General features: G+C 68.2%; 15 protein-coding genes. 9 read left to right on the forward strand and 6 right to left on the reverse strand.

Annotated features, from left to right (window positions below):
• Positions 1-118 precede the first annotated feature (118 nt).
• The 3 genes from AB0F51_RS19655 (at position 119) to AB0F51_RS19665 (ending at position 2,316) form a co-directional block, all read left to right on the forward strand.
• Positions 119-964 carry a hypothetical protein gene (locus tag AB0F51_RS19655; protein WP_360281785.1) on the forward strand — a complete coding sequence of 282 codons (846 nt, stop codon included), beginning with the start codon at positions 119-121 and terminating at the stop codon, positions 962-964.
• A 168-nt stretch (positions 965-1,132) separates the two neighbouring features.
• Positions 1,133-1,855 carry a class F sortase gene (locus tag AB0F51_RS19660; protein ID WP_360281787.1) on the forward strand — a complete coding sequence of 241 codons (723 nt, stop codon included), beginning with the start codon at positions 1,133-1,135 and terminating at the stop codon, positions 1,853-1,855.
• 11 nt (positions 1,856-1,866) lie between these two features.
• On the forward strand, positions 1,867-2,316 hold the full coding sequence (locus AB0F51_RS19665) for a hypothetical protein (protein WP_360281789.1): 450 nt from the start codon (positions 1,867-1,869) through the stop codon (positions 2,314-2,316).
• Here AB0F51_RS19665 and AB0F51_RS19670 read toward each other — a convergent pair.
• The gene (locus AB0F51_RS19670; RefSeq protein WP_360281791.1) at positions 2,313-2,687 is read right to left on the reverse strand and encodes a nitrilase-related carbon-nitrogen hydrolase; all 375 of its coding nucleotides are present in this window, start codon (positions 2,685-2,687) and stop codon (positions 2,313-2,315) included. The two genes, AB0F51_RS19665 and AB0F51_RS19670, sit on opposite strands and share 4 nt — an antisense overlap.
• Positions 2,687-3,130 carry a MarR family transcriptional regulator gene (locus tag AB0F51_RS19675; protein ID WP_360281793.1) on the reverse strand — a complete coding sequence of 148 codons (444 nt, stop codon included), beginning with the start codon at positions 3,128-3,130 and terminating at the stop codon, positions 2,687-2,689. The genes AB0F51_RS19670 and AB0F51_RS19675 overlap by 1 nt, the downstream gene beginning before the upstream one ends.
• 61 nt (positions 3,131-3,191) lie before the next feature.
• Here AB0F51_RS19675 and AB0F51_RS19680 point away from each other — a divergent pair, with 61 nt between their 5' ends.
• The 4 genes from AB0F51_RS19680 (at position 3,192) to AB0F51_RS19695 (ending at position 5,607) form a co-directional block, all read left to right on the forward strand.
• On the forward strand, positions 3,192-3,368 hold the full coding sequence (locus AB0F51_RS19680; RefSeq protein ID WP_360281795.1) for a hypothetical protein: 177 nt from the start codon (positions 3,192-3,194) through the stop codon (positions 3,366-3,368).
• A gap of 26 nt (positions 3,369-3,394) precedes the next feature.
• Positions 3,395-3,835: a nitroreductase family deazaflavin-dependent oxidoreductase gene (locus AB0F51_RS19685; protein WP_360281797.1), complete on the forward strand. Its 441-nt coding sequence runs from the start codon at positions 3,395-3,397 to the stop codon at positions 3,833-3,835.
• Positions 3,836-3,982: 147 nt separating this feature from the next.
• A complete protein-coding gene (locus tag AB0F51_RS19690) occupies positions 3,983-4,711 on the forward strand; it encodes a CDP-diacylglycerol O-phosphatidyltransferase (protein ID WP_360281799.1) in 729 nt (242 codons plus the stop codon).
• A 2-nt stretch (positions 4,712-4,713) separates the two neighbouring features.
• Positions 4,714-5,607: a hypothetical protein gene (locus AB0F51_RS19695; RefSeq protein WP_360281801.1), complete on the forward strand. Its 894-nt coding sequence runs from the start codon at positions 4,714-4,716 to the stop codon at positions 5,605-5,607.
• Here the strand turns inward: AB0F51_RS19695 and AB0F51_RS19700 are convergent.
• A complete protein-coding gene (locus tag AB0F51_RS19700) occupies positions 5,552-6,730 on the reverse strand; it encodes an AAA family ATPase (RefSeq protein WP_360281803.1) in 1,179 nt (392 codons plus the stop codon). The genes AB0F51_RS19695 and AB0F51_RS19700 overlap by 56 nt on opposite strands.
• Positions 6,731-6,846: 116 nt before the next feature.
• Complete coding sequence (locus tag AB0F51_RS19705; protein WP_360281805.1) at positions 6,847-7,761, reverse strand: LysR family transcriptional regulator; 915 nt, start codon at positions 7,759-7,761, stop codon at positions 6,847-6,849.
• A gap of 51 nt (positions 7,762-7,812) precedes the next feature.
• On the opposite strand from AB0F51_RS19705, the gene AB0F51_RS19710 reads away from it, so the two are divergent.
• The gene (locus AB0F51_RS19710; protein ID WP_360281807.1) at positions 7,813-8,766 is read left to right on the forward strand and encodes a Gfo/Idh/MocA family oxidoreductase; all 954 of its coding nucleotides are present in this window, start codon (positions 7,813-7,815) and stop codon (positions 8,764-8,766) included.
• Positions 8,763-9,701 (forward strand): quinone oxidoreductase, encoded by a 939-nt coding sequence (locus AB0F51_RS19715; protein WP_360281809.1) that lies wholly within the window; start codon positions 8,763-8,765, stop codon positions 9,699-9,701. Before AB0F51_RS19710 ends, AB0F51_RS19715 begins: the two co-directional genes overlap by 4 nt.
• Positions 9,702-9,748: 47 nt before the next feature.
• On the opposite strand, the gene AB0F51_RS19720 is transcribed toward AB0F51_RS19715, so the two are convergent.
• Together AB0F51_RS19720 and AB0F51_RS19725 are read right to left on the reverse strand one after the other, a co-directional pair.
• A complete protein-coding gene (locus AB0F51_RS19720) occupies positions 9,749-11,614 on the reverse strand; it encodes an ABC transporter ATP-binding protein (RefSeq protein WP_360281811.1) in 1,866 nt (621 codons plus the stop codon).
• On the reverse strand, positions 11,611-13,275 hold the full coding sequence (locus AB0F51_RS19725; RefSeq protein WP_360281813.1) for an ABC transporter ATP-binding protein: 1,665 nt from the start codon (positions 13,273-13,275) through the stop codon (positions 11,611-11,613). The genes AB0F51_RS19720 and AB0F51_RS19725 overlap by 4 nt, the downstream gene beginning before the upstream one ends.
• Positions 13,276-13,562: the final 287 nt, after the last annotated feature.

Raw genomic sequence — 13,562 nt, forward strand, 5'->3', positions numbered from 1 at the left:
CCAGTAGTTGACTCAGGCAACGATCGGAGCATACTGCTGAGAGGAACTCCTTGTCCTTCTCGTGATCCGAGGCATCGTCATGATCGCTTTGTCGGGTAGTCGCAGTCGGTTGGCAGGCGTGGCAGCCGCCACCGGAGTCTTCACGTTGATGCTGGGCAGCGCGGCGCTGGTGCTGCCGCCAGGCGCGGCCGCGAATGTTGCCCCCAGCAACGCACGCGCCGCCGATCCACCGGGCAACAACGGCGTGATCAAGGTCGAGGGCGTCGACATCGACGACATGCCGAACAACAAGCCACATCAGGGCTGCACGTTCCTGGTCGAGTTCTACAACTACGACCAGAACCCCGACTACACGGCGAAGGTCAGCTTCGAGGACCAGGCGCCGACGAGTGACGGCGGCCTGCAGGTCGTGTCGGGGGACCTGACGCCGTTCATCGGCGAGGACGCCGCGGGTGGCGGCAACGATCTCGACGCGCGGGTGACCTACACGCTGAAGTTCACCGGCCCGCCGCATCCTCAGCAGGGCTACCACGTGAAGCTCAGCATCGAGGCGGACGGCTCGATCGGCGCGGACAAGAAGTTCAAGGTCTTCTGGGTGGAGGGCTGCACGACGACGAAGCCGCCGACGACGAAACCGCCGACGACCAAGCCGCCGACGACAAAGCCGCCGACAACGAAGCCACCGACGACCAAGCCGCCGACGACCAAGCCGACGAAGCCGCCGGTGACGCGTCCGACGACTCGCGTACCGGAGACCACCGCTACGCACGAGACGACCGCCGAGCCGACCCACGCCACAGCGGTCCCGACCGAGGTGGAAGCCGGCCTCGCCGGTGATCCGTCGACCGAACGCTCCTCCGGACCGATGAAGGCCGTGGGAGGAGCCCTGCTGACAACCGGCGGCCTGTTGCTCGCAGCCGGCGCGGTCCTACTCCTCAGACGCCGCGGCAAGCACAGCCTGTGAGCCGACGGCCGTGACGAGCACAGCCGGCGCCCGCGCCGGAGAACGGAGCTCGAGAGAGCCGAGTTCCTCCGGCGCCCGCGCCGGGTGGCCGCGCTCAGGAGAGTCCCGGTGAGCAGCGGGCGCCACCGTGGGAGGGGTGCACCGATTCGCTGGAGCGGGTTGCTGGTGATGACCGGACTCGTTCTGGCAATCGGAGGCACCTGGCTCCAACTGTCCAACCCCGGCACGGACGCCGGCGCAGGCCGCGGCACTGGCAATGGCACCGGCTTTGGTGCCGAGATCGGCAACGGCGCCGGCTTCGGAGATGGCGTGGGCACCGGCTCTGGTGCCAGCGGCCGCAGCGCTGGCGGCGATGTCGGCGCCGCGCCGGGGCGATCGGATGCCGTGCCCGAGGCGGCGCAGGCGGCAGGCGTAGTACCGGCTGCATCTTCTGCTGCGGGGCGGAGGGCGGTTTCGCCGGGGCGGCCGAATCAGGTGGTGATCGCGCGACTGGGCGTGGTTGCGCCGGTGGTGGCTATTGGGGTGGAAGGGGGTGCGCTGACGCCGCCGTCGAATCCGCAGAACGTGGGCTGGTGGTCCGGAGGGGTACGGCCAGGAGCGCTCCGCGGGACGGCGGTGATCACGGGTCACACCGTGCACGCCGGAGGTGGCGCGTTCGACGAGCTGGAGCGGCTCCGGGCCGGCGACCGGATCGAGGTGAGTACCTCGCGAGGGGTGCTGAACTACCGCGTCGCCGGCGTTTCGACGTACCGGAAGCAGGCGCTGGCCCGGAGTGCGGCGGAGCTGTTCGACCAGAGCGGGCCGGGCCGGCTCGTGCTCGTGACCTGCGAGGACTGGAACGGCCGGACCTACCTGAGCAACGTCGTCGTGGTCGCCCGCTTGATGGCGTAGCCTGCTCGGTCGTGACGATCGATGGGGTGGACAGCGGCGCCGACCGAAGCGCGCCGGACGTGTCGTTCGACGAACTGCTGGCGATGACGCCGGAGCCGCTGCGGGAGGTCTTCCCGCAGACCCACTGGCAACTGGGCAAGCTGTGGGCCCTCGACCTGCGGGTCGAACCGATCGAGGTCGCCGACCTGCTGTGGATGTTCGACCTGCCGCTGTGGCAGCTGAACGGCGAACGCTTCAAGGTCACCCCGAACCAGGTCGCCGCCACCCCGATGAACTTCCGCCCGCACTACGAACGCGTGATGGACGCCGACCTCGACTTCCCGATCCACCTGGTCGCCTACCGCGGCCGCCTGGTCGTCCTGGACGGCGTCCACCGCCTCCTCAAGGCCCACTTCCTCCGCCGCCGCTGGATAGAAGGCAAAATAGCCACCGCCACCCAACTCCAGGAATGCACCGCCTAGAGCTCGACCACGACTCGGCCTTCCGTCAGCAGCGGGACCTGCGCGACCACCGTCCCAGCCGGATCAATCACCGAGGTCGGCCCGTAGCAAACCCGCTCGGCGTCCGCAGGCCCGGTGACATCGGCACTCACGATCCACACGCCGCTCTCCCGCGCGCGGAGCTGCCGGATCGGGTGATGAAGCTCCCTGTACTGCGCCGCGACAGCTCGCCGCATCATGTTGTTGCACGGGCAGAGCACCACGTCGCACCCTGCCGCGTCAGCTCCGCGATCCCGTCGGGGAACTTGCAGGTCGAAGCAGATGTCCATTGCGCGGAGGGCCGAGTCGACGTCGAGCCGGTACTCCGGGACCTGGTAGGCGGCGACGCGCATCAGGTGGCGGCGGTGATTACTCGGGTTAGGGATTTGTGGAGGGCTTCGAGGTCTTTGAGGGGCATGGAGAGGCGGTCGATGATCGCGGGCGGGATCTTCAGGGCCTCGGTGCGGAGTGCCTGGCCGGAGTCGGTGAGGCGGACGGCCAGGGAGCGTTCGTCGCGCGGGTCGCGCTGGCGGGTGAGGTAGCCCGCGGCCTCAAGACGCTTGAGTAGCGGGGAGAGGGTGCCCGGGTCGAGCTGGAGCAGGTTGCTGAGCTGCTTGACCGACAGCGGCGACTCCTCCCACAGGGCGAGCATCACCAGGTACTGCGGATGGGTGAGCCCCATCGGCTCCAGCAGTGGACGGTACAGCGCGATCACGCTGCGGGACGCGACCGCAAGCGCGAAGCAGACCTGACGGTCGAGCTTCAGCAGGTCCACCTCTTCGGATTCCTGAGCCATGCCGCTACACTATCAATTGGTGTACAAACTATTGCCACACCAACCATCGCGAAGGGGTTCGATGAACGACAAGAACGCCGGCCTGAGCCTGGTCTACCGGATCCGCTGGCGCCTGACCTGGCTGCTGCTCCACGTCGCCGGCCCCGCGACCCTCCCGGACCACCTCGACCCGCGCCGCCGGATGGAACGCGAACGCGCCACCCGAGTCGCCCGCGCCCAGCTCGCCCGCCACCGCTGAGACCCTCGGGGTGGCAGGATGGTGATATGTCAACCTCTGAGGACTACGCGCCCAGCCCGACCGGGTGGGTCCGGAACGCCGTCAGCAAGATCGAGGCGGCCGGCGACACCAGGGCCGGTCAGTTCAGCAAGCACCAGGAGATCATCCTGCTGACCATGCGCGGCGCGAAGACCGGCAAGATCCGCAAGGTGCCGCTGATGCGCGTCGAGCACGACGGCCGGTACGTCGCGGTCGGCTCGGACGGCGGCGCCGCGAAGCACCCGGTCTGGTACTACAACCTGAAGGCCGACCCCAAGCTCACCGTCCAGGACGGCACCGAAACGCGCGAGATGACGGCCCGCGAGCTCACCGGTGACGAGCGCGGCGTCTGGTGGGAACGGGCCGTCGAGGTGTTCCCGAACTACGGCGAGTACCAGCGCAAGACCGAGCGACTGATCCCGCTCTTCCTGCTGGAGCCGGTGAGCTAGGACGAGCCGGTCACCGGGCCGCTCGCCGCGGAATGGTATGCGGTCGCGGACCGAGCACCCGCGTTGTGAGACGCTGACCGCGGTAACCCGGCGCGCGGCGCCGGCCTGGCCCGAGTTCTGGGAGTTCTGCTGACCACACACGACGCGGTGCGGGAACCGTTCGTCGGGTCGACGCGGTTGCGTCTGGCCGGACTTGCACTGCACGCCTATACCGCGAGCGGAACGGTGCTCGCGTTGCTGATCGTCATCGCGGCGATCGACGGTGACGCCGTCCGGGCCCTGTGGCTCGGGCTGGCCGCTCTCTGGATCGACGGCACCGACGGGATGATCGCCCGCCGGCTCCGGGTGAAGGAGACCATCCCGTGGTTCGACGGCGCGATGCTCGACAACATCGTCGACTACCTGACGTACGCGTTCGCGCCGATCGTGCTGCTGTGGACCGGCGGCTACCTGCCGAACGGCTTCATCGGCGCGGCCCTGGCCGCCCTGCCGCTGCTTGCCTCCAGCTACCAGTTCTGCCGGACCGACGCGAAGACCGACGACCACTTCTTCCTCGGCTTCCCCAGCTACTGGAACGTCGTCGCGTTCTACGTCGTGGTGCTCGGCCTCGGCCCGACCGCGACCGGTGTGATCCTGTTGACCTGCTCGATCCTGGTCTTCGTCCCGGTCAAGTACGTCTACCCGTCGCGGACCAAGGTGTTCCGGTCGATGAACCTGATCACTACCGTGATCTGGCTCGCCGCGTACGCCGTCCTGCTGGCCCAGATGCCGAACCCGAGCCCGATCGTGGTCGCCATCTCGCTGGCCTATCTCGTGTACTACGGCGGGCTCAGCCTCTACCTCACGTTCTGGGCTCCTAGACGCAAGGCCGCCTGACAGTGGTTCTTGGTCTGGCCGCCGCCCTGGGGGCAGCCGTCCTGTTCGGTATCGCCGCGATCCTGCAGGCGGTCGGCTCGCGCAAGGTGCCGACCAGTTCGGAGCTCGACCCGCGCCGGCTCGCCGGTTTCGTCGTCGCCTTGTTGCGGCAGCCCGCTTTCCTGGGCGCGCTGGTGCTCAACCTGGTCGGCTTCGGGCTGCACTTCGTCGCCTTGCGACTCCTGCCGCTCTACCTGGCCCAGGCGGGGATCGCGGCGAGTCTGGTCGTCACCGCGTTGCTCGCGACGCGGCTGATGAGCGACCAACTGAGTGCCATCGAGTGGTCGGCCGTAGTCGGCGTCTGCGTCGGGCTCGGCCTGCTCGCGGTATCGGCCGGTCACGCGGGCGAAAGCGCACGTCATCACGGACTGACGGTCGGCCTGATCGTCGGGCTGGTCTGCATCGCAGTACTGGGTGGTCTCGCGAGCCGTTCACAACATGGCACGGCGACCGCTCTTCTCGGTCTGCTCGCCGGACTCGGGTACGCCGGTGTCGCGATCTCGGCCAGGTTGCTCGAGGACGGCTCGATCGGCGAACTGCTCGCCAGCCCGACGACGTACACGCTGCCCATCTCGGGCGCGCTCGCGTTCGTCCTCTACTCACTCGCTCTGCAACGCGGTTCGGTGACGCTGGCAACGACTCCGATGATCGCTCTGCAGACCATCACGCCGGCCGCGGTCGGCGTACTGGTCCTCGACGACGCCGTCCGCTCCGGCTGGTACGCCGGTGCGCTGGGTGGCTTCGTGCTGACCGCGATCGGCGCGCTGGTCCTGGTCCGGTTCGAAAGCGTCAAGGACGAGGTCAGCGCGACGGCCACTTCCACGCCGGCTCGTCCAGAGGGCCCTGACCCGCGATAGTCGTCTGGCCGAACTCCTTCACCAGTTCGAGGGTCTGCAGGTCCACCTTGGTCTCGTCCGATCCGGCTTGCAGGGCGGCGAGGAACGGGCGGGAGTGCGTGACGACGATGACCTGAGTACTGCGGGCCGCGGTGACGACGAGATTCGCCAAGGCGGGCAACAGGTCGGGGTGGAGGCTGGTCTCGGGCTCGTTGAGGACGAGAAGTGTCGGCGGCCTCGGCGTCAGCAGCGCGGCCACCCAGAGCAGGTAGCGGAGCGTCCCGTCGGAGAGCTCCGCCCCCGACAGCGGGCGCAGCAGGCCGTGCTGATGGAATGCCAGCTCGAACCGCCCGGCCTCGCTCCGCACCTCCAGCCGACTCCCGGGGAACGCGTTGTCGATGGCTTCGTCGAGCCCGCCGCGCGGACCGATCTCACGGATCGTCTGTAGGGCAGCGGCCACCGAGGCGCCGTCGGGGTCCAGCACGGTCGTCCGAGTGCCGACCTGGACCTGGCGCGCGGGCGCGTCGGCATCGGTGCGCAGGTGATCGTAGAACCGCCATGATCGGATCCGCTCACGCACACTGAGCAACTCCGGCGCACGGCGTGGGTCGGCGAACTCGCTGAGCATGCTGTCGAAGGGCTGCAGCGCATGGCCGCCGTCTTCCCACTCGCCGTCGTCGCCGCGAATCCGCACGCCGCCCGCCCGACGGTCCATCAGCAACGCGGCCGGCCGGAAGAACGGCCCGGCCCACAACACTTCCCGCTTGATCTCCGGGTCGAGCGCGAACGCCCCCGCTGGCGGTTGTGGCAGCCCGAAGTCCATCGCGTAGCCGTAGTCGTCGGACGCGAACCCCATCCGCAGGCTGACCGCCTTCGTCCGCACCGTCCCCTGGATCGGCTGCTCGCCCCGCCGTACGGCTTTCGACACGTTCTCCGGCCCGGCCCACAAGGTCGACGGCAACCCACCCTCCCGGGCCAAGGCGGCCACAGCCCCGTTGCGCGAGGCATCAGCCAGCAACCGCAGAGCGCGGTACAAGCTCGACTTCCCAGTCCCGTTGGCCCCGGTCACCACATTGAGCCGCCGCAACGGCACCACCAGCCGCAACAACGACCGATAGTTCTCGATAGCCAACGCAGTCAACATGAAGTCAAGGTAGCGATGGCCGCCGACAGTTCTACAGCTGGCGGCGGAACCGGACCGCGTCGGCGATCACGAACCCGTCGGCCGCGTCGCTCAGCTCCTCACCGGGGCGGACGGGTCTACCTTGTTTGCAAGTGAGTGAGGACCGCCTGAAGAAGTGGTGAACCTTGGGCGCCTTCCTGTACTGCGGCGAAGAGGTGGCGGCACGGTTGTTGGTTGGCTACCGGGCGGACGATGAGGCCGGCTGGGAGGTTTTGCTGCGCCAGCCGGGGGAGGAGAGCCACTCCGTGGCCGTGGGCAACTAGTTGGGTGACGGCCAGCCAGTCGTCGACGTGATGCCGGATGTCGGGGGTGAAGCCGGCGGCGGCGCAAGCGGTAGCCGTGATGGAAGCACAGCAACCGCCGGGGGAGCCGGTGATCCATGAGTCTGTCGCAAGGTCCCGGAGGTCGATGCTCGCGTCAGCGGCGTGTGGATGACCAGCCGGTACTGCGACGTCCAATACGTCGGCCCCCAGTTCGACCCGGTGATAGCGCGGATCGCCAACCGTCGGAGAGCCGCCGAACGCCACTGCAATCGCGATGTCCAGACGGCCGGCATCCAGTTGGTCGAAGAGTTCTGGCGGCTCGCTCTGGCGGATAGAGACGACCAGGTCGGGGTAGTCAGCGGTCAGCCTGTCCAGGGCCGTGGGCAACAAACCCGCCAAAGCTGTCGAGAAGGCGCCGATGCGGACCGTCCCGCGCAGGGTCTCGTCGAATGTCTGCAGGTCGTGCCGCGCGTGCTCGAGCTGGGCGAAGACCGCATCCGCATGGCTGAGCAGCGCCTCGCCACGCGGCGTCAGCACGATCCGGCGGCCGTCCTTGCGGGTGATGGGGAAGCCGAGGTCGTGTGCGAGGCCCGCGAGTTGCTGGGACACCGCGGAGGGCGTCAGGTGCAGCGCCTCCGCTGTGGCAGTCACCGTGCCACGCTCGCGGAACTCGCGCAGGACGCGGAGTCTGCGCAGGTCGTCCATGAAGTCATGGCTTAACGGTTTCATGCGTAAAGAGTAGATGGACTGGATGATGTTGGCCACGCCAGACTGGTGGCCATGACCACACCACCGATCCGCCTGGGCATCGTCGGTCTCGGCGCCATGGGCCGGCACCTGCTCACCACCGCCTTGGAGCACCCCGACTTCACCGTCACTCACGCGGTCGACCTCGCGCCCAGCACGGTGAACGAGCTGCAGGCCCAGCACCCCGAGGTCGCGTTCAGTACGACGGCGAGCGACGTGATCGGCGCCGAGGACGTCGACGCGGTCTACATCGCGACGCCGCCGGCCACGCACGCGGCGTTCGCAGTACCGGCGTTCGAGGCGGGGCAGGCGGTGTTCTGTGAGAAGCCGCTGGCTGTGTCCGATGCTGACGCGGCGGCGATGCTGGCGGCTGCCGCCTCGTCAGGTCGGGCCGCGGCGGTGAACTTCTCGTTGTCGGACCGGCTGTCGACGCGGTACGTCGAGGAGGCGATCGCGGACGGGCGTGTCGGTGACGTGCTCGGGGTGGAGATCCGGCTGGCCTTCCCGGTCTGGCCGCGGGGCTTTCAGGCTGACGCGACCTGGGTGGCTGGGCGGGAGCAGGGTGGTTTTGTGCGGGAGGTGTTCTCGCACTTCGCCTACCTGACCGATCGGCTGGTTGGGCCGCTGGAGGCTCAGCACGTCGAGTTGCTGCATCGCGGTGCGGCGAGCGAGGCGGCGGCGTACGGGTTGCTGAAGGCGGGCGACGTACCGGTGCAGTTGACCGGGATCGTCGGTGCTGCGGGGCCGGAGACCTATGAGTGGATCCTGCGCGGGTCCAGGCAGTCTTGTCGGTTGTCGGCCTGGCGCGATCTCTTTGTGGCCGAGGGCAACGATTGGCGGCTGGTCGAGCAGACTGGGGAGCAGGGCTCCGAGGTGACGCGGTTGTCGCTGTTTGCTGAGGCTGTTCGGGGCGAGCATCCGCATGACCTCGCCGACTTCGCGGCGGGGGAGCGGGTCCGGCGAGTTGTCGAGGAGTTCCACCGGTGAGGGTCGTCAAGGCGGTCGACCGGGATATTCTGCGGCTGGTCGAACTGCCATCGATCCCTTTGCAGCAAGGGGAAGTGCGGATCGAGGTGGCGGCGATCGGGGTGAACTATCTCGACATCCAGGAGCGGACTGGTGTGTATCCGCGGGAGTTCCCGTACGTGCCTGGCGGTGAGGGTAGCGGGAGGATCACGGAGGTCGCCCCGGATGTCACCGAGCTGCGCATCGGTCAACGCGTCTGCTGGCAGGGCGTGCAGTCGTCGTACGCCGATGAGGTGGTCGCGCCGGCCTGGAAGGTGATCCCGATCCCGGATTCGGTCAGCCACGAACTGGCCGCCACGATCCTGCTGCAGGGGCTGACCGCGCAGTACCTGATCACTGACTCGTACGCCGTACAGCCTGGCGACCTGGTCGTCATCCATGCTGGAGCGGGCGGAGTCGGCTTGCTCCTGACCCAACTGGCGAAGGCCGCCGGAGCCGAGGTCATCACCACGGTCTCCAGCCCCGCGAAGGCCGCGCTGTCGTTGGACGCCGGCGCCGACCACGCAGTCGGCTACAAAGACTTCGCCGACCTGGCAGCCGGACGAGCCGCAGCCGTCTACGACAGCGTAGGCCGCGCCACCTTCGAAGATTCCCTGCGTTCGTTAAGACCTCGCGGCACCCTGGTCCTCTACGGCCAATCCAGCGGCCCAGTCCCACCCTTCGACCTCTCCCGCCTAGGCCCAGCCGGCTCCCTGACCATCACCCGCCCCACCCTCCGCCACTTCGTAGCCACCCCCAAAGACCTCCACACCCGAGCCACCACCCTCTTCACCGCCGTAACCACCGGCACCCTAAAACCCCACCTAGGCGCCACCTACCCCCTAGCCGAAGCCTTAGCCGCCCACACCGCCCTCCAATCCCGAACCACCACCGGCAAAGTCCTCCTCATCCCATGAGAAACCGCCCCGCACCTGAGGCAGGTGCGGGGCGGTTGTGGGACGAATCAGGCGAGGGAGTCTTCCCAGGCTTGGTGGAGGTTGGCGTAGTTGCCGCCGGTGGTGATGAGGGTGGAGGGCGCGCCGTCCTCGATGATGCGGCCGTGTTCGAGGACGATGACTCGGTCGGCGGTTTCCACCGTGGACAGCCGGTGGGCGATGACGATCGCGGTGCGGTCGTCGAGGATGGTGCGCAGCGCGCGCTGGATCAGCCGCTCGCTGGGGATGTCGAGGCTGGAGGTCGCCTCGTCCAGGATCAGTACCGCCGGATCCGCCAGGAACGCCCGGGCGAACGCGACCAGTTGCCGCTGGCCCGCCGACAGCCGGCTGCCGCGCTTGGCGACCGGTGTCTCGTAGCCCTCGGGCAGCGCCGTGATGAAGTCGTGCGCGCCGATCACCTTGGCCGCCTCGACGATCTCGTCCATCGTCGCGCCCGGCTTGCCGAACCGGATGTTGTCGGCGACCGAGCCGGTGAACAGGAAGTTCTCCTGGGTCACCATCACCACCCGCTCGCGCAGATCGTCCTCGGTCAGGTCGCGCAGATCTATCCCGTCCAGCAGCACGTGTCCGCCGGTCGGGTCGTAGAACCTCGCCACCAGCTTGGCGATCGTGGTCTTGCCCGCACCCGTCGTACCGACCAGCGCGAGCGTCTGCCCGGCCGGTACGTCGAGATCGAGCCCGGGCAGCACCGGCACCCCGTCGACGTACTGGAACCGCACATCGCGCAGTTCCAGATGCCCACGGGTGTGAGCCGGCGGCTTGGCAGGCTTCACCGGCTCGGCGACGTCGGGCTTCTCGTTGAGTACGCCGGACAGCTTCTCCAACGCGGCACTCGCGGACAGGAAGGTGTTGTAGAACTGCGAGATGTCCTGCAGCGGCTCGAAGAACTGCCGCAGGTAGAGCAGGAACGCGGTCAGCACCCCGACCGTGACGTGGCCGTGGTACGCCTGGTACCCGCCGTAGGCGAGGATCGCGACGATGGTGATGTTGCCGACGCCCTTGATCGACGGCATGAAGATCGCGTTGATCCGGAACGCCTCGAGGTTCGCCTCGCGGTACTTGTCGTTGACGCCGTAGAAGATCTCCTCGTTGCGCGGCTCCCGGCGGAACGCCTGGACGGCGCGGATACCGGTCATCGACTCGACGAAGTGGACGATCACCAGGACGACGGCCTCGCGGGTCCGCCGGTAGACGATCGACGAGCGCTTCCGGAACCAGGCCGTCAGCAGGAACAGCGCCGGGAACGACAGCAGGGCGAGCAGGCCGAGCCGGACGTCGAGGGTGAGCAGCAGGATCGCAGTACCGACGAGGGTCAGGATCGCGGTCACCAGACCGTCGAACCCGGTCTCCAGCATCTCGTCGATGACGTCCACGTCGGAGGTCAGCCGGGAGATCACCCGGCCCGAGGTGTACTTGTCGTGGAACGACGGGCTGAGTCGCTGGAAGTGGTCGAACACCCGCCGGCGCAGGCCGAGCAGGATGGTCTGGCCGAGCCGCCCGGACCGCATCAGGAAGATCTGCCGCATGACGGCCTGCAGGATCGCCATCGCGAACACCACCAGGACGATCTCGACCAGCGTCGAGGTGCCCTTCCCGGCCAGGATCGGCGGGATGCCCTTGTCGATGCCGAGGTGGACCAGGTACGGCACCGCGAGCCGGGCGCCGTTCTCGACCACGACGATTGCGACCAGCAGCCAGATCATCTTCTTGTACGGCCGGAGCAGCTCGCCGAGCAGTTTGCGCGACTGCGTCTTGAGCCGCAGGGTGGTTGCCTTCGACAACTCCCTGTCCGGATCGTCCTCCGCGTAACCGCGCCAGGACTCCTCGGCCGGCGGCTGTTCCGCAGGTTGAGGTGTGTGCTGAGTGGTCGTCATGCGTGCACCTCCTCCTCTTCCGCCGCCAGCAACGTCCGGTACGCCGGTACGTTCGCCAGCAACTCGGCATGCGTACCGACGTGCGTGATCGTGCCGCCCTCGAGCAGCGCGACCTGGTCGGCCAGCATCACCGTCGAAGCGCGGTGGGCGACGACGATGCCGGTCGTTGCCGCGAGCACGTTCCGCAACGCCTCCTCGACCAGCGCCTCGGTGTGTACGTCGAGCGCCGACAACGTGTCGTCGAGCACCAGCACCGCAGGCCTGGCCAGTACTGCGCGGGCCAGCGCGAGTCGTTGCCGTTGGCCACCACTTAGCGACATGCCTTGCTCGCCGACCCGGGTCTCCAGACCCCAGGGCAGGTCGTTGGCGAAGGTCGCCTGGGCGATCTCCAGGGCCTGCTGGACGTCGGCGTCGGTCGCGTCGGGCCGGCCGAGGGTGATGTTCTCGCGGGCGCTCATCGAGAACAGGGTCGGGTCGTCGAACGCCGACGCGACCGCGCTGCGCAGTGACCGCAGGGTGAGGTCGCGGACGTCGTGCCCGTCGATCAGGATCCGGCCGCCGGTGACGTCGTACAGGCGGGGGACCAGGGCGGTCAGGGTGGTCTTGCCCGAACCGGTGGCGCCGACCAGGGCGAGCGTCGTACCGGGGGCCAGGTCGAGGTTGATGTCGTGCAGGACGTCGGCGGAGTCCGGACCGTACCGGAAGCTGACGTTCTCGAAGACCAGGTGGCCGCGCGGGTTCACCAGCTCGTCGGGACCGTCGGTGATGGTGGACCGGGTGTCCAGGATCTCGCTGATCCGGTCCGCCGACGTCATCGCCTCCTGCGCCATCGCCAGGATGGTGCCGAGCGACTCGACCGGCCAGATCAGCGACAGCATCAAGGTGATGAAGGCGACCAGGGTGCCCAGCGTGATGGCGTCCCGGCCGACGGCGAGCGCGCCGAGCAGCAGCACGATCACCAGCGTCAGGTTCGGGATCACCTCCAGGAAGGTCCAGAACCGCGACGCCAGCCGGACCTTGTCGACCGACGTCTCGTAGAGCTTGACGGCGCCGTCGTCGAACTGCTTCTTGACGTGCTCACGGCGGCCGAACGCCTTGATCACCCGGAAGCCGACGGCCGACTCCTCGATCCGGGTGGCCAGGTCGCCCTGCTGGTCCTGCACCCGGCGGGAGATCGCCAGGTACTTCTTCTCGAACTTCAGCGACACGACGATGATCGGCGCGGCGGCGACCAGGACGACGATGCCGAGCGGCCAGTACAGCCGCAGCAGCAGGAACGTGACGACCACCAGTTGCAGGGTGTTGATCACCAGGAACAACAGGCCGAAGCCCATGAACCGGCGGATGGTGGACAGGTCAGTGGTGACCCGGGACAGGAGTTGGCCGCTCTGCCAGCGGCTGTGGAACTCCGCCGGGAGGGACTGCAGCCGGATGTACAGGTCGTTGCGGAGCGCGGCCTCGAGGTCGCTGACGGTGCGGGACTGGGCCCACCGGCGGACCCAGACCAGCAGGACCTCGCCGATGCTCAGGCCGAGGGCCAGCAGGCCGAGGGGGAGGAGGAGGTCGATCTCGCGGCGGGTGACCGGGCCGTCGATGATCGCCCGGGTGACCAGCGGGACGGAGAGGCTGACGCCTACGCCCAGGATCGCCGTGCTGAACATCAGCAGCAGGCGCCACTTGTGGGGGCGGAGGTAGGGGCGGAGTCGCCAGAGATTCTGGCTCCGCCGGGGAGTGAGACGGGTGGAAGGGGCTGCGATGGACGGCGCTTGGACAGGTTGCTCGGAGGGCATCTGGAGGGGCGCACTTCCCAACATGCTCGGCACGGAATGGTCAGGACGTGTCTGCGCGACCGGAAAACGGCGCACTTTCCAGTATCGCCTAGGCGGTAAGCGCTTGTCCTGGCAATTCCGGCCCGCGGTGCCGAATTACCACTTGTTGCAATGAGCAA

The sequence above is a fragment of the Kribbella sp. NPDC023855 genome (assembly GCF_040639475.1).
Classification (GTDB): Bacteria; Actinomycetota; Actinomycetes; order Propionibacteriales; family Kribbellaceae; genus Kribbella.